Consider the following 19,223-nt stretch of genomic DNA (forward strand, 5'->3'; position numbering starts at 1 on the left):
GGGTTGGGGGACGCGCTGCGTTCTGATGCGCGAGCTATTGTTCGACACCCCATGCCCATTCTCCTTCGCCGGGATAATGAGCACACAAAAACTGGGGCATTATATACTTCCGCCATCCAAACGGAAACGACACCGCTTGCCGGCCTAGGCTTTGGCAACACCCACATCGGATATCCCATGCAAGTCAAGAACCCCATCCTCGGCCTCTGCCAGAAAGCCACATTCGCCCTCAGCGCTGCCAAGGTCGAACAATGCCCGGACGACCAGGGTTACGAGGTGGCTTTCGCCGGCCGTTCCAACGCCGGCAAATCCAGCGCCCTCAATACCCTGACTCATGCCAGCTTGGCGCGTACCTCGAAGACCCCAGGGCGCACCCAGCTGTTGAATTTCTTCAGTCTGGACGATGAACGGCGATTGGTCGACCTGCCGGGCTACGGATATGCAAAAGTCCCGATCCCGCTCAAGCAACACTGGCAGCGCCACCTGGAAGCCTACCTGGGCGGCCGCGAATGCCTGCGCGGCGTGATCCTGATGATGGATGTGCGCCACCCGATGACCGACTTCGACAAGATGATGCTCGATTGGGCCCGCGCCAGCGGCATGCCGATGCACATCCTGCTGACCAAGGCCGACAAGCTGACCCACGGCGCGGGCAAGAACACCCTGCTCAAAGTCCAGTCGGAAATCCGCAAGGGCTGGGGGGATGGGGTGACCATCCAGCTGTTCTCGGCACCAAAGCGCCTGGGGCTGGAAGAGGCCTACCGGGTGCTGGCGGGTTGGATGGAGCTGGAAGACAAGCCGGTAGCCTGAGGCCTGCAACAGACGACAATGGAATGCTGGGGCCGCTTTGCGGCCCATCGCGGCAAGGCCGCTCCCACAAGGGGCCGCGAAAACCAGGAATTGCGGGCAAAAAAAACCCCGGACTTCGTATGGGGAGGGGGAAGTTCGGGGTTCAAGTCTGGACCGCTAGGGCGGGGTCCAGGTATCTGCCAACACTTAACACAACATAGGAGCATCGAAGGGCTTCACCAGCCATTCAGTTACTCTGAGTTCCGCTTCACCGGTTTAGTTCCGAAGCTCGCAAAACTATTTGCGATAGTTTCATGAAACCGTAGAACTAATGGCATCGAGCCATGCCAGGATCCGCGTCGCTACAACGCAGATCCTACACAGGTTTCCCGGCTCAATCAGTGAGCTTCATCCCAATTCGAGCCAACACCTACTTCTACCAGCAGCGGCACATCCAGTTGTGCGGCGCGGCTCATGTGCCCGCGAATTTCATCCTTCACCTGCTCCAGCAGGTCTTCGCGCACTTCCAGCACCAATTCGTCGTGCACCTGCAGGATCACGCGCGCGTCCAGCCCGCTTTCGCTCAGCCAGTTATCCACATTGACCATTGCCCGCTTGATGATATCGGCGGCAGTGCCCTGCATCGGGGCGTTGATCGCGGTGCGTTCCGCGCCTTTGCGCAGGGCCGGGTTCTTGGCATTGATGTCCGGCAGGTACAGGCGACGCCCGAACAGGGTCTCGACGAAACCTTGTTCCGCCGCCTGGGCGCGGGTGCGCTCCATGTAAGCCAGTACGCCGGGGTAGCGGGCGAAATAGCGGTCGATATAGTCCTGCGACTGCTTACGGTCCACGCCGATCTGCTTGGCCAGGCCGAAGGCACTCATGCCGTAGATCAGGCCGAAGTTGATCGCTTTGGCGCTGCGCCGCTGATCGGTCGTAACCGCTTCCAGCGCAACCCCGAATACCTCTGCCGCCGTGGCACGGTGCACATCGAGGTCGTTGCGGAAGGCGTGCAGCAGGCCTTCATCCTTGGCCAGGTGGGCCATGATGCGCAGTTCGATCTGCGAATAGTCCGCCGCCAGCAGCTTGTAGCCGGGGCTTGCGACGAAGGCCTGGCGAATGCGCCGGCCTTCGGCCGTACGGATGGGGATGTTCTGCAGGTTCGGGTCGCTTGACGACAAACGACCGGTAGCGGCTACCGCCTGCTGGTAGGAGGTATGGATTCGCCCGGTGCGCGGGTTGATCTGCCCCGGCAGCTTGTCGGTGTAGGTGCTCTTGAGCTTGCTCAGGCTGCGGTACTGCATCAGTACCTCGGGCAGCGGGTAGCCCTGCACGGCCAGGTCGTCGAGTACCGCTTCGGCCGTGGACGGCTGGCCCTTGGCGGTCTTGCTCAGTACTGGCATGCCCAGCTTGTCGTAGAGGATCGAGCCAAGCTGCTTGGGCGAGCCCAGGTTGAATTCTTCACCGGCCAGCTCGTAGGCGCGCCGTTCAAGGTCGGCCATCTTCACACCCAGCTCACCGCTCTGTACCTGCAGCAAGGCGGCATCGACCAACGCACCTTGGCGCTCGATCTTGGCCAGCACCGGCACCAGCGGCATTTCGATGTCCATCAGCACGGGCTGCACGCTCGGCGTCTGGGCCAGGCGGGCTTGCAGCGCCTGGTGCAGGCGCAGGGTGATGTCGGCATCTTCCGCCGCGTACGGGCCGGCCTTATCCAGGTGGATCTGGTTGAAGGTCAGCTGCTTGGCGCCCTTGCCGGCGATGTCCTCGAACGAGATGGTTGCGTGGTCGAGGTACTTCTGCGCCAGGCTGTCCATGTCGTGACGGGTGGCGGTGGAGTTCAGCACGTACGATTCCAGCATGGTGTCGTAGGCCACCCCCTGCATCTGGATGGCCGGCGAGCCATTGGCGAGGATATTGATGTCGTACTTGGCGTTCTGCCCGACCTTGGCCTTGGCCGGGTCTTCCAGCAGCGGTTTCAACGCCAGCAACACGGCTTCGCGATCCAGCTGAACCGGAGCCCCTTCGTAGTCGTGGGCCAGCGGCACGTACGCCGCTTCGTGGGCCTGCACGGCGAAGGACAGGCCAACCAGCTGCGCCTGTTGCGCATCCAGGCTGGTGGTTTCGGTATCGAACGCGAACAGCGGCGCCTGGCGCAGCTTCTCCAGCCAGGCGTCAAAGCGGGCCTGGTCGAGGATGGTTTCGTACTTCGGCTCGACCTTTTCCACAGGCGCCTCGGCCGGCGCAATTTCAGTACCGGCCCTGGCGGCGTCACGCTGCACGTCAGCAATCCAGCTCTTGAACTCCATTTCGGTATATAGCGCCAGTAGCGCCTCGCGGTCCGGCTCGCCACACACCAGCGCATCCACTTCGATATCGAGCGGCACGTCGAGCTTGATGGTCGCCAGTTCGTAGGACATGAACGCCGCGTCGCGGTGCTCTTCAAGCTTGGCCGGCAAGGTCTTGGCGCCGCGGATTGCCAGCGTCGGCACTTTGTCGAGGTTGGCATACAGGTCGCTGAGGCCACCGCCGATACCGGTCAGCAAGCCCACCGCAGTCTTTTCGCCAACACCAGGAACGCCCGGGATGTTGTCGACCTTGTCGCCCATCAGGGCGAGGAAATCGATGATGTGTTCCGGGCCGACGCCGAACTTCTCGTGCACGCCGGCGACGTCCATGACGCTGCCGGTCATGGTGTTGACCAGAGTGACGTGGTCGTCCACCAACTGGGCCATGTCCTTGTCACCGGTCGAAATGATCACCGGCCGGCCCATGGCTGCGCTGCTGCGTGCCAAGGTGCCGATCACGTCGTCGGCCTCAACGCCTTCGACGCACAGCAGCGGGTAACCCAGAGCCTTGACGCTGGCATGCAGGGGCTCGACCTGCACCCGCAGGTCATCCGGCATGCTTGGGCGGTTGGCCTTGTACTCGGCGAACATGGCATCGCGGAAAGTGCCGCCTTTGGCGTCGAAGACCACCGCGAACAGGCTGTCGGGGTATTGCTTGCGCAGGCTCTTGAGCATGTTCAGCACACCTTTGACCGCGCCGGTGGGCATGCCTTTGGAGGTGGTCAGCGGCGGCAGCGCGTGGAAGGCGCGGTAAAGGTAGGAGGAACCGTCCACCAGGACGAGGGGCGCTTGGCTCATGAGCAGAATCAACCTTTTCGGCGGGTCCGGAGCTAGAATAGCCGGATCAATGACGACAAAGGGACAAGGTTATCATGCGTACACTCAATCGCCTGTTACTGCTCGGCCTGATGGCAACCATGCCAGTCGTCACCCTGGCGGCGGACGACGCCCCCTCGGCAGATCCCGAGGTGACCATTCGCACGGAAGGCGATAAAACCATCCAGGAATACCGGCAGAACGGCTTCCTGTATGCGATCAAGATCACACCGAAAAACGGCAAGCCTTATTTTCTGGTACGCGCCGATGGCTCTGATGGCAATTTCATTCGTTCCGACCAACCGGACATGCTGATCCCGTCCTGGAAGATCTTCGAGTGGTAATCTGACGCGTATCGTTCACATCAACCCGGCACTTCCCGGCGGAAGTGCCCGTATGGGCATTTTTTCATCATGTCAGTCTTCACCCCCGTGACCCGGCCTGAGCTGGAAACTTTTCTGGCGCCGTACCAGCTGGGCCGTCTGCTCGACTTCCAGGGCATTGCCGCCGGCACCGAAAACAGCAATTTCTTCGTCAGCCTCGAACAGGGGGAGTTCGTCCTGACGCTGATCGAGCGCGGGCCCAGCGAGGACATGCCGTTCTTCATCGAACTGCTCGACACCCTGCACGCTGCCGACATGCCGGTGCCTTACGCCATCCGTGACCGCGACGGCAATGGCCTGCGCGAGCTGTGCGGCAAGCCGGCGCTTCTGCAACCGCGGCTGGCCGGCAAGCACATCAAGGCCCCGAACAATCAGCATTGCGCCCAGGTCGGCGAGCTGCTGGCGCACATTCATCTGGCCACCCGCGACCATGTCATCGAGCGCAAGACCGACCGCGGGCTGGACTGGATGCTGGCGTCCGGCGCCGAGCTGATGCCGCGCCTGACCGCCGAACAGGCAGCGCTGCTGCAGCCCGCGCTGGACGAAATCATCGCGCACAAGGCGCAGATCCTGGCCTTGCCCCGGGCCAATCTGCATGCCGACCTGTTCCGCGACAACGTGATGTTCGAAGGCACTCACCTGACCGGCGTGATCGACTTCTACAACGCCTGCTCGGGGCCGATGCTGTATGACATCGCCATCACCGTGAACGACTGGTGCCTGGACGAGCACGGCGCAATCGATGTGCCCCGCGCCCAGGCGTTGCTGGCGGCCTACGCGGCGCTGCGGCCGTTCACGGCAGCCGAGGCCGAGTTGTGGCCAGAAATGTTGCGGGTAGGGTGCGTGCGCTTCTGGCTGTCGCGCTTGATCGCGGCCGAATCGTTCGCGGGTATGGATGTGATGATCCATGACCCGAGCGAGTTCGAAGTGCGTTTGGCGCAGCGACAGCAGGTGGCATTGCACCTGCCGTTCGCCTTGTAACCCCTTCGCGGATGAATCCGCTCCTACAAGGGCCTTTGTGAACCTGTAGGAGCGGATTCATCCGCGAGAGGCCGGAAAGTGTTTAGAGCTGCTCTAGGCACTGCGGCGGCCTCATCGCGGGCAAGCCCGCTCCTACAGGTACACCACCGTCCTCAAGGGCAGTGACCAACCGGTAGGAGCGGACTTGCCCGCGATGAGGCCGGCACTGTTGTCAAAGCTGCTCCAGGCACCCCACCAAGTCATTGCCCAACTTATCCAGCAAACGCTCGTAACCTTTGGCATCCACCGGATCGTTCCCACCCAGCGCATCCAGCTCCGCCAACCGCACCGGCAACCCGGCCGTCAGCGTCTCCGCCAACCGCGGCCGCAGCGGCGGTTCGCTGAACACACAGGTCTTGCCCACTTCCTGCAAGCGCTTACGCATGGCCGCCACATGCTGCGCGCCCGGCTGCACTTCGGCAGCCACGCTGAACACGCCGGTGTGCTTAAGGCCATAAGCCGACTCAAAGTAGTCGAACGCTTCGTGGAACACGAAGTAGGGCTTGTCGGCAATGCCCGCCACCCTCGCCTTGATACGCGCATCCAGGCCATCCAGGCGTTCGGTGAAGGCTTTGAGGTTGCTCTGGTAGCGCGCCGCGTTGGCTGGGTCCGCCGCCGCCAGGTCCGCCGCCATCTTCGTGGCAATGACCCGGGCGTTCACCGACGATAACCACAAGTGAGCGTCCAGGCTGCCTGGGCGGTGATCGTGGTCATGGTCGTCGTGGTCATCGCCTTCGTGGGAATGGCTGTCCTCGCCAAAGTGGCGCAGCGACATGCCCGCCAGCGACTGCACAGCCACCGTCGGCTTGCTGCGGCTGCCCAGCACCCGCGGCAGGAAGCCCTCCATGTCCGGGCCAATCCAGTACAGCAGGTCGGCATCGCCGACGCGGCGAACGTCCGACGGGCGCAGGGCGTAATGGTGCGGCGAAGCGCCGGGCGGCAGCAGCACCTCGGGCGTGCCAACACCGTCCTGTACGGCGGCGGCAATCTGCTGCAGCGGTTTGATACTGGTCAGCACACGTACATCGGCCTGCGCCGAGCAGGCGAGGAAAGCGACAAAAAGCACAAGGAATCGGGACACGGTGAATACTCGAGTCGTCAGAAACAGGTAACATAATAACGTCTCCATCCAGAACCGTCGCTGCCCATGTCCATCACGCCGCTGGCTCACCGTCCCCACGATCATTCCCATTGCGTGCACAGCGCCTTGGCCGAGGCCGAGGTGCTGTGCACCCGCCAGGGCCTGCGCCTGACCGCGCTGCGCCGCCGTGTGCTGGAGCTGGTGTGGCAGAGCCACAAACCGCTGGGCGCCTACGACATCCTCGCCGTGCTCAGCGAACAAGACGGCCGCCGCGCAGCGCCGCCGACCGTCTATCGGGCGCTGGATTTCCTTCTGGAGAATGGCCTTGTGCACCGTATCGCGTCGCTCAACGCCTTCATCGGCTGCAGCCACCCGGAACATGCGCACCAGGGCCAGTTCCTGATCTGCCGCGAGTGCCATGTGGCCATTGAGCTGGAGCAGGACAGCATCAGCGATGCGATCATCGACAGCGCCAAGGGCGTGGGCTTCAGCGTCGAAACGCAGACGGTGGAGATCGTCGGCCTGTGCGGCAACTGCCGGGGGGCGGCATGAGCGACGCACTGATCCGCCTTGAGCAGGTCGGCGTCACGTTTGGCGGCGAGGCGGTGCTCGACAGCATCGACCTCTCGGTGGCACCCGGCCAGATCGTGACCCTGATCGGCCCCAACGGGGCTGGCAAAACCACGCTGGTGCGTGCCGTGTTAGGGCTGCTCAAGCCGCATCGCGGCAAGGTCTGGCGCAAGCCGAAACTGCGCATCGGCTACATGCCGCAAAAAATTCAGGTGGACGCCACGCTGCCATTGTCAGTACTGCGCTTTTTGCGCCTGGTGCCCGGTGTAGACCGCGCGGCAGCCCTGTCGGCACTGCAGGAAGTAGGCGCCGAGCAGGTTATCGATAGCCCGATCCAGACCATCTCCGGCGGCGAGATGCAACGTGTGCTATTGGCCCGGGCGCTGCTGCGCGAGCCGCAGCTGCTGGTGCTGGATGAGCCGGTACAAGGCGTCGACGTGGTCGGCCAGACCGAGCTGTACAACCTCATCACCCGCCTGCGCGACCGCCACGGCTGCGGCGTGCTGATGGTTTCGCACGATCTGCACCTGGTGATGAGCGCCACCGACCAGGTGGTCTGCCTGAACCGCCATGTGTGCTGCTCAGGCCACCCCGAGCAAGTCAGCAACGACCCGGCCTTCGTCGAGCTGTTCGGCCAGAACGCCCCGAGCCTTGCCGTCTACCACCACCACCACGACCACAGCCACGACCTGCATGGCTCGGTGGTCGCCCCTGGCACCCATGTTCACGGAGACCACTGCAAGCATGGCTGATTTTCTTCTCTACGCCCTGCTCGCGGGTCTTTCCCTGGCGCTGGTGGCTGGCCCACTGGGCTCATTCGTGGTGTGGCGGCGCATGGCCTATTTCGGCGACACGTTGTCCCACGCGGCCCTGCTGGGCGTGGCCATGGGCTTCGTGCTGGATGTCAGCCCCGCGCTGGCGGTAACCGTCGGCTGCCTGCTGCTGGCGATCCTGCTGGTGACCCTGCAGCAACGCCAGCCGCTGGCGTCCGACACGCTGCTGGGCATCCTCGCGCCCAGTACCCTGTCTCTAGGTTTGGTGGTGCTGAGCTTCATGCACGACGTGCGCATCGACCTGATGGCCTACCTGTTCGGTGACCTGCTGGCCATCAGCACCACGGACCTCGCCTGGATACTCGGCGGCAGCGCGCTGGTGTTGCTGCTGCTTGCAGCCCTGTGGCGGCCGTTGCTGGCGGTCACCGTGCACGAGGAGCTGGCCATGGTCGAAGGCTTGCCAGTTGCCGGCCTGCGCATGGCGCTGATGCTGCTGATTGCTGTGGTAATCGCCGTAGCCATGAAAATCGTCGGTGTGCTGTTGATCACCTCACTGCTGATCATCCCGGCGGCTGCGGCACAACGCCACGCACGCTCGCCGGAGCAGATGGCCCTGGGCGCCAGCCTGCTGGGTGTAACCGCGGTATGCGGCGGCCTGGCCATGTCTTGGTTCAAGGACACGCCGGCCGGCCCATCGATCGTGGTCTGCGCGGCGGTGCTATTCTTGCTGAGCCTGGCCCTGCCAAAACGCTGAAAACCGGGGTGTGCCAAGGCGCACCCTGCAACCTTTCCGCGGGTAAAAGGTCTGTAAGACTTGTTTTCGAGCGTGCGCACCTGGGTGTAGACTTGCTCGCTTTTTGCGCAAATAGAGAGTCGCAGGAATGAAGCCGTTCGCATCCCGTTATCTGCTTGTTGCCGCGTTTTCCCTGTTCCTGGCCGCGTGTTCCAGCGCGCCGGTCGAGCAGGCCAGTGCACCTGCCCAAGCCGATGCCTGGCAGCAGCTGCAGCAAAGTATCACCAGCAATGAATTGGCCACTGCCGAAGACCAGTTGGCCTCACTGCAGGCGCAATCGCCTGACGATGCGCGCCTGGAGCCGTTCCAGCGGCAGTTGGCCGAGGCATACCTAAAGCGCAGCCAGATCGTCCTGCAAAAGGGCGATGTGAACGCTGCCGCCACCGCGCTGGCCCGCGCGCGTGCGCTGATGCCGCAAGCACCTGCGGTGACGGGCGGTGACGCCGTCAGCCAGGCCCGCAAGGCAGAGCTGGAAAAGGCCGAGGCTGCGTTGAAAGCGGCCGAAGCCAAACCCATGGCACGGGTGATAGACCCGACAGCGCCGAGCACAGTCATTGCACTGAAGACCACGGATATCGCGGCCATGCGCCGACAGCTCGATGAAATTGCCAAAGACGTGGTGAATTACCAGTGTGAAGTGGTGTTCCAGGTGCCACGCACCGAGGATGCGCCGTGGTTGAAAAACCTGCTGGCGAAGCGCGTTCACAAGCTCGACAGCAGCTTTACGCTGAAGCAGAAGCATGAAATTCAACGCAAATTGCCGGCCCAGGTAGTCTTGGTCCCGCATCAGCATTGAGTGCTTCGCAGGCAAGCCCTCTCCCACAGGCACCCCACAGCTCTTGAAAACTGTGGAGCATCCGTGGGAGCCGGCTTGCCGGCGATGGGCTGCAACGCAGCCCCTTTACGCAGGAACACCCTCCGCAGCCGCCTCCCTTTCCCAAACCCGGTGCCCCGCGACCGCTTTGACAAAAGCATCCACGCTCTTCTGGTCATCCCCCAGCACCAGGCCCTTGTCTTCCTTGAGCCCCAGCGCCCCGAGCAGGCCCTTGCCTTCACTGGCCAAGGTAATCGCCTTGAGGTGCTTGTAGCCCTCCAACAAGAAGTGCTTGGCCAGGCCGCTGGCGGCCAGGGCATCCAGTGACGCCTTGCCCGCCGGCACGACGATCCCGTCGAACATGATCGACGGCATGCCCTCCATCGATGCATCCACCGGCAGCGCTTTGCCATCGGCCGTCTTCACCGGCGCCGAAGTCGGCCCCAGCAACAGGATGCGCGTGCTATGGGCTTCAAGGGCTTTCACCAGGCGATCGACACTGGCGCCGTCTACGCCATCGGCCACCAGCAAGGCGATCTTGCGCCCCTTCACGCCAACCGTGCCAGGATGGTTCATCTGGCTCAAGGCGGGCGATTGCGCCAGCTTGCTGCCTTTGACTTTGACCGTGCCGGCTTTTGGGGCTGGCAGGCCAAGGTTGGCCGCCACCGCAGCTGCCAGCTTCAAGTCGATATTGGCAAGGATTTCATTCACCTCACGGGCGCGAATAGGCTCACGCTCGACCTTGCCGAGCTCAAAGCTGTAGGCCTTGATAACGTGCTGCTGCTCGTTTGCACTCAAGCTCTGGAAGAACAAGCGCGCCTGCGAGAAGTGATCGCCGAACGACTCGCTGCGCTGGCGGATCTTGTAAGCGTCGATACGCTCGTGATAACTCTCGAAACCGCCGTCCTGCGGGCCGGCAGGGGTTTCCTTGGGCCAACCGCCGTCGATCGAGTTCGGCTCGTAGGACGCGCGCCCCTTGTGGATGGTGTGCCGGTGCAGTGCATCGCGCTGGTTATTGTAGTTGGGCGCCACCGGCCGGTTGATCGGGATCTCGTGGAAGTTCGGCCCGCCCAGGCGGCTTAGCTGTGTATCGGTATACGAGAACAGTCGGCCTTGCAGCAGCGGGTCATTACTGAAGTCGATGCCCGGCACGATATGCCCTGGGCAGAAGGCAACCTGCTCGACCTCGGCGAAGAAGTTGTCCGGGTTGCGGTTGAGTACCATCTTGCCCAGCGGGGTCACCGGCACCGTTTCTTCAGGGATGATCTTGGTCGGGTCGAGCAGGTCGAAATCGAATTTATGCTCATCGGCCTCCGGTACGATCTGCACGCCCAGCTCCCATTCCGGGTAATCGCCGGTTTCGATGGCCTCCCACAGGTCACGACGGTGGAAGTCGGCGTCCTTGCCCGCCAGTTTCTGCGCTTCGTCCCACAGCACCGAGTGCACGCCCTGAGCCGGCTTCCAGTGGAACTTGACGAAACTGGATACACCCTCGGCGTTGATGAGGCGGAAGGTGTGCACGCCAAACCCTTCCATCATGCGCAGGCTGCGCGGGATGGCGCGGTCGGACATCGCCCACATCACCATGTGCGCGGACTCCGGCACCAGCGAAACGAAGTCCCAGAAGGTGTCATGGGCGGAACCGCCGGTAGGGGTCTCATTGTGCGGTTCAGGCTTCACGGCGTGGACGAAGTCTGGAAACTTGATCGCATCCTGAATGAAGAACACCGGCATGTTGTTGCCAACGAGGTCGAAATTGCCCTCATCCGTGTAGAACTTCACTGCAAAACCACGAACGTCGCGCACAGTGTCGCCCGAACCCCGTGGGCCCTGTACGGTGGAAAAGCGAACGAATACCGGGGTGATCTTTTCCGGGTCCTGAAGGAAACCGGCTTTGGTCAGCTGCGCATGGTTGCCATAGCTCTGGAAGAAGCCATGCGCGCCGGTGCCGCGGGCATGAACGATGCGCTCAGGAATGCGCTCGTGGTCGAAGTGGGTGATTTTCTCACGCATGATGAAGTCTTCGAGCAGCGACGGCCCACGGTCACCTGCCTTCAGCGTGTTCTGGTTATCAGCAATGCGCACACCCTGGTTGGTGCGCAGCGCCTCGCCCGTGGCGTCGCTACGCACATCCTCAAGGCTTTGCACCTTGGCGTTGGTATTGGCGCGGTCAGGTGTGTCAGTACCCGCGAGCTGGCTTTGCTTGGACGTGTCCGTCTTCTTGCTAGGCATCTTGGCCTCCTCATCAGTCATCAGGTTGCCCTTGGGGCATTGTTCTAGTAGTGACTGGAGCGCCTTTGGCTACGTTCAATAAGCTTTACCAGTTGTCGCGTTATGCCGGTTGGGTTGGTCCATTACGAAATAAATGCTAAGAACAGCTATTGGAAAAGGCTAAAATGCGCCACCCCAGCAAACCGCTGACCCCAAATTCCATGCGCCCCACAAGGTTCGCTACGTGATCGAGTTCCAACATGTACACAAGACCTACCGCGTCGCCGGTAGGGAAATCCCCGCTCTGAATCCGACCAGCCTGACCATCGAAGACGGCCAGGTATTCGGCCTGATCGGCCATTCTGGCGCAGGCAAAAGCACCATGCTGCGCCTGATCAACCGCCTGGAAGAGCCTTCCGGCGGCAAGATCATCGTCGACGGTGAAGACGTGACCGCGTTCAATGCCACCCAGCTGCGCGGCTTCCGCCAACAGGTCGGGATGATCTTCCAGCACTTCAACCTGCTGGCCTCCAAGACCGTTGCAGACAACGTCGCCCTGCCGCTGACCCTGGCCGGCGAGCTTTCGCGCAGCGAAATCGACAAGCGCGTCACCGAGCTGCTGGCCCGCGTCGGCCTGCAAGACCACGCCAGGAAGTACCCGGCGCAGCTGTCGGGTGGCCAGAAGCAGCGCGTCGGCATCGCCCGCGCCCTGTCCACTAACCCTAAAATTCTGCTGTGCGACGAGGCCACCAGCGCCCTCGACCCGCAGACCACGGCGTCGGTGCTGCAACTACTGGCCGAAATCAACCGTGAGCTGAAGCTGACCATCGTGCTGATCACCCACGAAATGGACGTGATCCGCCGGGTCTGCGACCGCGTGGCGGTGATGGATGCCGGGCAGATCGTCGAGCAAGGCTCGGTGGCCGAGGTGTTCCTGCACCCGCAGCACCCAACCACCAAGCGCTTCGTCCAGGAAGACGAGCAGGTCGACGAAGGCGAGCAACGTGACGACTTCGCCCACGTACCGGGCCGCATCGTGCGCCTGACCTTCCAGGGCGACGCCACCTATGCGCCGCTGCTGGGCACCGTGGCCCGCGAAACCGGTGTGGACTACAGCATCCTTGCCGGGCGCATCGACCGCATCAAGGACGTCCCCTATGGGCAGTTGACCCTGGCCGTCACCGGCGGCGACATGGAAGCGGCCTTCGACCGCTTCACCGCAGCTGACGTACATATGGAGGTACTGCGTTGATGGACGCCCTGAATTTCTTCGCCAACGTCGACTGGGCCGAAATCTGGCTGGCCACCATCGACACCATGATCATGCTGTTCGGCTCGCTGTTCTTCACCGTGCTGCTGGGCCTGCCGCTGGGCGTGCTGCTGTTCCTCTGCGGCCCGCGGCAGATGTTCGAGCAGAAGGGCGTGTATGCGCTGCTGTCATTGATCGTCAACATCCTGCGCTCGTTGCCGTTCATCATCCTGTTGATCGTGATGATCCCGTTCACCGTGCTGATCACCGGCACCTCGCTGGGCGTCGCCGGCGCCATCCCGCCGCTGGTGGTGGGTGCCACGCCATTCTTCGCGCGCCTGGTGGAAACCGCCCTGCGTGAAGTGGACCGCGGCATCATCGAGGCCACCCAGTCGATGGGCGCCACTACGCGCCAGATCATCACCAATGCGCTGCTGCCAGAAGCCCGCCCGGGCATCTTCGCAGCCATTACCGTCACCGCCATCACCCTGGTGTCGTACACCGCCATGGCAGGTGTGGTCGGCGCAGGCGGCCTGGGCGACCTGGCGATCCGCTTCGGTTACCAGCGTTTCCAGACCGACGTGATGGTCGTCACCGTGGTGATGCTGCTGGTACTGGTTCAAGTGCTGCAGAGCCTGGGCGACAAACTGGTCGTGCATTTTTCCCGTAAGTAACCCCAATAGGGTCGGCCTGGCCGACCCGTTCGGGGGCCGTCGCGGCCCTCACAAGGAGTGATTCATGAAGAAGCTGCTTGCTGTCGCTGCCGCCATTGCGGCCTTTTCGGCCCACGCCGGTGACCTGACTGTCGCCGCTACCCCAGTGCCACACGCCGAGATTCTCAACTTCGTCAAACCGCAGTTGGCTAAAGACGGTGTGAACCTCAAGGTGAAAGAGTTCACCGACTACATCCAGCCAAACGTGCAGGTGGCCGAAAAGCGCCTGGACGCCAACTTCTTCCAGCACCAGCCGTACCTGGATGAGTTCAACAAGGCCAAGGGCACCCAGCTGGTCAGCGTTGCCGGCGTGCACATCGAGCCGCTGGGCGTGTACTCGAACAAGTACAAGAAGCTCGACGAGCTGCCGTCCGGCGCCACCGTGGTCATCCCCAACGACGCCACCAACGGCGGCCGTGCCTTGCTGCTGCTGGACAAGGCAGGCGTGATCAAGCTCAAGGACAACAGCAACATCCTGTCGACCGTGAAAGACGTTGCCGAGAACCCGAAGAACATCAAGTTCCGTGAGCTGGAAGCAGCCACCATCCCGCGTGTGCTGACCCAGGTCGATGCCGCCCTGATCAACACCAACTACGCGCTGGAAGCCAAGCTGAACCCTGAGAAGGACGCGCTGGCCATCGAAGGCAGCGACTCGCCTTACGTGAACATCCTGGTTGCCCGCCCCGACAACAAGGACTCGGAAGATATGAAGAAGCTGGCAGCTGCGCTGCACTCGGCTGAGGTGAAGCAGTTCATCACCGAGAAGTACAAAGGTGCTGTCGTACCGGCGTTCTAAGCCGTAGGCTGCACTCAATCGCCGGCTTGCCGGCGATTGAGGCGCCGCTGCAATTAAGCCCCTGCGCCTGACACATCCGATGGCGCCGCTTCGAATTCCTCCAGCGCCTGCCGCGCGGCCCCTGCCTCTAGGTAGCGCTCGACCAGCTCGGCCAGCTCCCCTGCCTTCAGGCCTTTCCCCTCCATACTCCAGCGGCCGAGCGCCAGGCTGACCCAACGGGTTTTGGCATCGAACCTGGCATCCGGCTCCCAGAAGCGTCGCTTGTGAAACACCGGCAAGGGTGCGTCGTCTGCCAACTTCAACATCACCGAAAGCTGCGGCGTCACTTTGATCCCATACTGGTCGAACTGATGCAAGGCGATCGGTTCGGGGGTGTTGGCAAACTGGACGCAATGCGGTGTCAGGACCATCGCCGGTGTAGCCGCGCGGCGGACCATGCGCCAGCCCATTACGCCCACCCACACGCCCACGGCAGCGATGGCGAGTGCAGAGTAGTTCAGGAAGGAAACCAGCCCAGGCTTGGCACTTTGCACATGCAGCCCGAAACGCACCCACAGCGCCGCACCCAGGCAGGCAATGCACACGACAACCAGCAAGCGGCCGCGCCACTGCGCACCTTCGTGTAGCACGCAAGTCCCCGTTACAGCCTCGGCGCGGGCCCTCAGGTACTCATGCACCTCGTTGCGCTGCTCCAGCAAGCGGCTGCCGATCGCCGCGCTCAACTCCAGCGACAATGCCTTCAGATCCGGGAGCAGCTCGGCAAGGCAAGCCAGTGCTTGCGCCGCAACGACGGGGCGCAAGGCCTCACTGCCGCGTACGTCCTGCACAGACAAGCCCAACGCCTCGATGCGCTCGCGGGTAGGTGGGTGGCTGTCGGTGGGATGGCCTAGCCCGTCGGCCAGCTCGTCGTCTGGCAGGCAGATAGCCTGTGTAGCGAGGTAATCAAGCGTGGCGACGAGCAAGTCCTCGGGCCACGCCTCGGGCACCCTGCATAGCTCGGTCTGGTGCTGGTCGATCAGCACCTCCAGCGCGCTGATGCGCACCAATGAGTCCACCACGGCCTGAGGGCCGGCGATCCGCGCACCTGCAGCATCGGCCAGCAGCTCGCGTTGACGGCTCCAGTGGCTGACAGCACCGTCGAAACGTTGCATGAAATGCACCGCCAATGCATACGCCGGCAGTGTCAGCAGGCCCTGGAGAACACCCGCCTCCATGTGTTCGCCGACAACGCCGATATTGCGCCCGGCACCCTGGTAGATGGGCATGAAGCGCATGCTGTACTCGGTGTCCTCGCCCGAGAAGTGCGCCAGTTCGTGGGCGATCACTGCATCGCTTTCATTGCGGCTGATCACGGCAAGCAAAGGCAATGGGAGGTACAGGGTACGCCCCTCTAACCTACGATTGCCGGGGTGCAACAGCACATCGCTGGATGTCACATAGAAACCGTCCAGGAAGCCGACCACGATGTTGTCCGGTTCCAGTGCCTCCATTTGCTTGGCCAGGCCGCGCACCCGTGCCCATAACGCGGGAGCTTGCTGCTCGGTGAGCTCGCCCCCGTAGATATCGAGGGGTTCATTCTTGAACAGCTGCGACATGTTTTTCAGCTGGCCCGGCAGGCGATACAAAGGCCAGAGCATCGCCAACATCAAGAAGCCCACCAGCAACTGCAATTTGATTACCCCTGCGGACGTTTGCTGCAAAGCAAACACCCACAGCGCCTCATAGCCGATCTCCAGCACGACGGTTAGCGTGAGCAACAGAATACAGGCGACCAATACCACCGGCAGCACTTGGCTGACGGTGAAGAAAAGGCGAACCAGGCGGTCCCTTGATACCAGCGCGGCCTTGCCCGCCCAGTGAAAAGCCAGCAACGACGCGACGCCCAGCAGCGTCAGCAGGATCGAAAAGCGCAGGGAGAAATGCGCCAACCAGGTGCCGACCTTGGCAAAGCCCAATTCACGGTCAACGTAATAGAGCCGATTGTAGGCCAGGCTGCGGGCCACGTAGGGCTCGTAGGCCTTGCCGTTGAATTGGACGCGACGGCTGTCGTTTACCGCTTCCATGTGTGCCGTTTCGGCGATGAAACCGTGCAGTTGCGCCTTGTCTTCCAGCAGCAGGGTACGGTGCGCGTCGGCACGCTGTACTTGCCAAACCGCCATCGCTATCAGCAACAGTGGCAGCAAGACCAGGCGCCAGGCCAGAATACGCTTGTCACGCGACGTCATTTGAGGCTCTCCATGCCAGGTGTACGGGCGGCTATCCTAACCGACCCGCGAATTTCAGTCCCGCTTGACCAGCCCAGGCAACTGCGCCACCAGCTTCTGGTTGTTGAACGGCGCCCGAATGAACCCACGCTGACGCCCATCCGGCCCGACGATGGCCAGGTTGCCGCTGTGATCCACGGTATACCCCGGCTTGCTGGTATCAGCCGGAATGAACGGGATGCTCAAGGCATTGGCGAGCTTCTGGGTATCCGCAATGGACCCCGCCACCCCAACGAAATCCTTGTCGAAATAGCCCAGGTACTGCTTGAGCTGGTTTGGCGTGTCGCGGTTCGGGTCGACGCTCACCAACACCACCTGCAGGCGGTCCACCGCATCTTGGGGCAACTCGCTCTTCACCTGGCGCAACTGGGCCAGGGTGGTCGGGCAGATGTCCGGGCAGTAGGTGTAACCAAAGAACAGCAGCGACCACTTGCCTTTGAGGTCATCCAGCGCCACCGGCTGGCCGTACTGGTTGGTCATGGTCACATCGGCTACCGCACGGCTTTGTGGCAGAAGAATGATGCCGGCATCGATCAGCTCGGTCGGGTTGGGCTGGTCGCGGCCGTTAAGCACCTTGTTGACGGTCAGGCCCATGATCAACGCGACCAGGGCAACGAGAATGAAGACGGTTTTCTGGGTTCGGGTCATAGGTTCAGCAACAGGTAGTGGTCAACGAGCAACGCGATGAACAGCGCGAACAGGTACCCGATAGAGTACTTGAAGGTGCCGATCGCCGCGTGCGGCCGGCTGCCACGGTACAACACCCAGGCCCATTGCAGGAAGCGCAGGCCCAATGCCAGGGCGCAGGCCAGATACAGCGGGCCGCTCATGTGAATGGCGTAGGGCAGCAGCGTGACCGCCAGCAATATCAAGGTGTAGAGCAGGATGTGCAGCTTGGTGTAGCGCTCCCCGTGGGTCACCGGCAGCATCGGGATATCGGCCTTGGCGTACTCCTCCTTGCGGTGGATGGCCAGGGCCCAGAAGTGCGGCGGGGTCCAGGTGAAGATAATCAGCACCAGCAGCAGCGGCTCGGCACTGACATGGCCACTCACTGCCACCCAGCCCAGCAGCGGCGGCGCCGCGCCGGCCAGGCCACCGATGACGATGTTCTGCGGCGTGGCACGCTTGAGAAAGCCGGTGTAGAGCACCGCGTAGCCAAGCAGCGAAGCCAGCGTCAGCCAGGCGGTGAGGGCGTTGGTGAATACCAGCAGCAGGACCATGCCCAGCAACGCCAAGGCGAGGGCGAACAACAGCGCCGGCAGCGGCTCGACCCGCCCCTCGGCCAGCGGCCTTTTGTGGGTGCGCGCCATCAGCGCATCGATCCGCCGGTCCACCACGTGGTTGACCACCGCCGCGCCGCCCGCACACAAGCCGATGCCCAGGTTACCGAACAGCAGCACGCTCCAAGGCACACCGGCACGGGTCGCCAGGAACATGCCCACCAGCGAGGTAATCAACATCAGCACCACCACCTTGGGCTTGGTCAGCTCCAGGTAGTCGCGCCAGCCGGCACGCCGGACATTCAGAAGCGTCGCCACGCGTCGTTCCTCATGTGATGGGTCACACCCAGCCCGGTTACCGGTGTCAGGCGCCAGCCATGGCCGACGCGCACCTTGTCGACCACGCGGATGCGGTAGTTCACCAGGACCATGCTCAGCAGCAGCATCGCGCCTCCGGCGTTATGCGCCACGGCCACGGCCAGCGGCAGATGGAACACCACGTTGCTGATGCCCAGGCCGATCTGCAGCGCCAGCGCCAGCAGCACCAGCCGCGCTAGCCCAGGCAAGCCGCAGCGGCGCAGCTTCCAGCTGAGCATCAGCAGCACGCAGGTGACCAACAACGCCCCCAGGCGATGGCTGATATGGATGGCAGTACGCGCGTCGCTGTCCAGCTGCCCGCCCAGGTAATTGGGGCCGACGTGCTGAGTGAGGTGGAAACCGTTGCTGAAGTCGGCTGCCGGCCACCACTGGCCATGGCAGGTGGGCAGGTCGATGCAGGCGACGGCCGCATAGTTGGCGCTGACCCAGCCGCCCAAAGCGATCTGGCCGACCACTACCAGCAGCGCCAATGCCGCGATCCGCCGCAGGCTCAGCGGCAACTTGGGCGGCGGCGCAAAGGCCCGTGATAGACGCAGGGATAACAGGAACAGCAGGCTCAAGGTGGTGAAGCCACCCAGCAAGTGTGCGGTGACCACCTGCGGCCACAGCTTGAGGGTAACCGTCCACATACCGAACGCTGCCTGGGCCAGCACCACGCCCAGCAGCACTACCGGCAGGCGGTACGGCTGGCCGTCGCGGGCATGGCGCCGCAGGGCCTGAACAGCGAGCAGGGCAATCACCAGGGCGAGTGTACCGGCAAAGTAGCGGTGGACCATCTCGGCCCAGCCCTTGGCTTCTTCCACTGGGTGCTCGGGAAAGTGCATCTCGGCATGGGCCAGCTGCGCATCGGTTTTCGGCACGCTGATGAAGCCATAGCAACCCGGCCAGTCGGGGCACCCCAGGCCGGCATGGGTCAGGCGGGTATAGGCACCGAGCAGAACGACCAGCAGTGCCAGCAAGGTAGCGAACACAGCGAGGCGGAATCCGGGTCTGGCCATGGCAGGC

At 62.8% G+C, this 19,223-nt stretch carries 17 protein-coding genes; 10 read left to right on the plus strand and 7 right to left on the minus strand.

All coding sequences use genetic code 11. The features are described 5' to 3' along the window. Positions 1-177: 177 nt before the first annotated feature. Positions 178-810 (plus strand): ribosome biogenesis GTP-binding protein YihA/YsxC, encoded by a 633-nt coding sequence (yihA, locus tag ACFY68_RS02680; RefSeq protein WP_346612820.1) that lies wholly within the window; start codon positions 178-180, stop codon positions 808-810. 377 nt (positions 811-1,187) lie between these two features. Here yihA and polA read toward each other — a convergent pair whose 3' ends face one another. Beyond that, entirely contained in the window at positions 1,188-3,935 is a 2,748-nt protein-coding gene (polA, locus tag ACFY68_RS02685) for a DNA polymerase I (RefSeq protein WP_387523087.1), read from the minus strand. A 74-nt stretch (positions 3,936-4,009) separates the two neighbouring features. Between polA and ACFY68_RS02690 the strand changes: the two genes are divergently transcribed. Further along, positions 4,010-4,297, plus strand: coding sequence for a DUF2782 domain-containing protein (locus ACFY68_RS02690; RefSeq protein WP_346612818.1), 288 nt, complete (start codon positions 4,010-4,012; stop codon positions 4,295-4,297). Between the two features lie 69 nt (positions 4,298-4,366). Further along, on the plus strand, positions 4,367-5,317 hold the full coding sequence (locus tag ACFY68_RS02695; protein WP_387523089.1) for a homoserine kinase: 951 nt from the start codon (positions 4,367-4,369) through the stop codon (positions 5,315-5,317). A gap of 211 nt (positions 5,318-5,528) precedes the next feature. Here the strand turns inward: ACFY68_RS02695 and ACFY68_RS02700 are convergent, their stop codons facing one another. Beyond that, positions 5,529-6,485 (minus strand): zinc ABC transporter substrate-binding protein, encoded by a 957-nt coding sequence (locus ACFY68_RS02700; protein ID WP_387523091.1) that lies wholly within the window; start codon positions 6,483-6,485, stop codon positions 5,529-5,531. A gap of 18 nt (positions 6,486-6,503) precedes the next feature. Between ACFY68_RS02700 and zur the strand changes: the two genes are divergently transcribed. The 4 genes from zur to ACFY68_RS02720 all read left to right on the plus strand — a co-directional run bounded on the left by zur (position 6,504) and on the right by ACFY68_RS02720 (position 9,369). Continuing rightward, entirely contained in the window at positions 6,504-6,989 is a 486-nt protein-coding gene (gene zur, locus ACFY68_RS02705) for a zinc uptake transcriptional repressor Zur (RefSeq protein WP_387523093.1), read from the plus strand. Continuing rightward, positions 6,986-7,759: a zinc ABC transporter ATP-binding protein ZnuC gene (znuC, locus tag ACFY68_RS02710; protein ID WP_387523094.1), complete on the plus strand. Its 774-nt coding sequence runs from the start codon at positions 6,986-6,988 to the stop codon at positions 7,757-7,759. Before zur ends, znuC begins: the two co-directional genes overlap by 4 nt. Next, entirely contained in the window at positions 7,752-8,534 is a 783-nt protein-coding gene (gene znuB / locus ACFY68_RS02715; RefSeq protein ID WP_387523096.1) for a zinc ABC transporter permease subunit ZnuB, read from the plus strand. Before znuC ends, znuB begins: the two co-directional genes overlap by 8 nt. 127 nt (positions 8,535-8,661) lie before the next feature. Next, positions 8,662-9,369 (plus strand): PA5502 family lipoprotein, encoded by a 708-nt coding sequence (locus tag ACFY68_RS02720; RefSeq protein WP_387523097.1) that lies wholly within the window; start codon positions 8,662-8,664, stop codon positions 9,367-9,369. Positions 9,370-9,474: 105 nt separating this feature from the next. On the opposite strand, the gene katE is transcribed toward ACFY68_RS02720, so the two are convergent. After that, the gene (katE, locus tag ACFY68_RS02725) at positions 9,475-11,640 is read right to left on the minus strand and encodes a catalase HPII (RefSeq protein ID WP_387523099.1); all 2,166 of its coding nucleotides are present in this window, start codon (positions 11,638-11,640) and stop codon (positions 9,475-9,477) included. A gap of 202 nt (positions 11,641-11,842) precedes the next feature. Here katE and ACFY68_RS02730 point away from each other — a divergent pair, with 202 nt between their 5' ends. From ACFY68_RS02730 to ACFY68_RS02740, 3 genes are all read left to right on the plus strand, one after another. Next, on the plus strand, positions 11,843-12,850 hold the full coding sequence (locus tag ACFY68_RS02730) for a methionine ABC transporter ATP-binding protein (protein ID WP_346612810.1): 1,008 nt from the start codon (positions 11,843-11,845) through the stop codon (positions 12,848-12,850). Then, positions 12,850-13,521 carry a methionine ABC transporter permease gene (locus ACFY68_RS02735; protein WP_346612809.1) on the plus strand — a complete coding sequence of 224 codons (672 nt, stop codon included), beginning with the start codon at positions 12,850-12,852 and terminating at the stop codon, positions 13,519-13,521. The genes ACFY68_RS02730 and ACFY68_RS02735 overlap by 1 nt, the downstream gene beginning before the upstream one ends. A gap of 64 nt (positions 13,522-13,585) precedes the next feature. Then, positions 13,586-14,356 carry a MetQ/NlpA family ABC transporter substrate-binding protein gene (locus ACFY68_RS02740; RefSeq protein ID WP_387523102.1) on the plus strand — a complete coding sequence of 257 codons (771 nt, stop codon included), beginning with the start codon at positions 13,586-13,588 and terminating at the stop codon, positions 14,354-14,356. Positions 14,357-14,409: 53 nt separating this feature from the next. Here ACFY68_RS02740 and ACFY68_RS02745 read toward each other — a convergent pair whose 3' ends face one another. From ACFY68_RS02745 to ACFY68_RS02760, 4 genes are read right to left on the minus strand one after another with little or no spacing between them, the layout of a single operon-like run. Beyond that, positions 14,410-16,581 carry a M48 family metalloprotease gene (locus ACFY68_RS02745; RefSeq protein WP_387523103.1) on the minus strand — a complete coding sequence of 724 codons (2,172 nt, stop codon included), beginning with the start codon at positions 16,579-16,581 and terminating at the stop codon, positions 14,410-14,412. Between the two features lie 54 nt (positions 16,582-16,635). Beyond that, positions 16,636-17,268 (minus strand): SCO family protein, encoded by a 633-nt coding sequence (locus ACFY68_RS02750; protein WP_387523105.1) that lies wholly within the window; start codon positions 17,266-17,268, stop codon positions 16,636-16,638. Then, a complete protein-coding gene (gene cyoE, locus ACFY68_RS02755; protein WP_387523107.1) occupies positions 17,265-18,158 on the minus strand; it encodes a heme o synthase in 894 nt (297 codons plus the stop codon). The genes ACFY68_RS02750 and cyoE overlap by 4 nt, the downstream gene beginning before the upstream one ends. Further along, positions 18,143-19,216 (minus strand): heme A synthase, encoded by a 1,074-nt coding sequence (locus ACFY68_RS02760; protein ID WP_387523109.1) that lies wholly within the window; start codon positions 19,214-19,216, stop codon positions 18,143-18,145. The genes cyoE and ACFY68_RS02760 overlap by 16 nt, the downstream gene beginning before the upstream one ends. Between the last annotated feature and the right edge of the window lie 7 nt (positions 19,217-19,223).

It is taken from the genome of Pseudomonas sp. NPDC012596 (genome assembly GCF_042902325.1).
In the GTDB taxonomy this organism is placed as follows: Bacteria; Pseudomonadota; Gammaproteobacteria; order Pseudomonadales; family Pseudomonadaceae; genus Aquipseudomonas.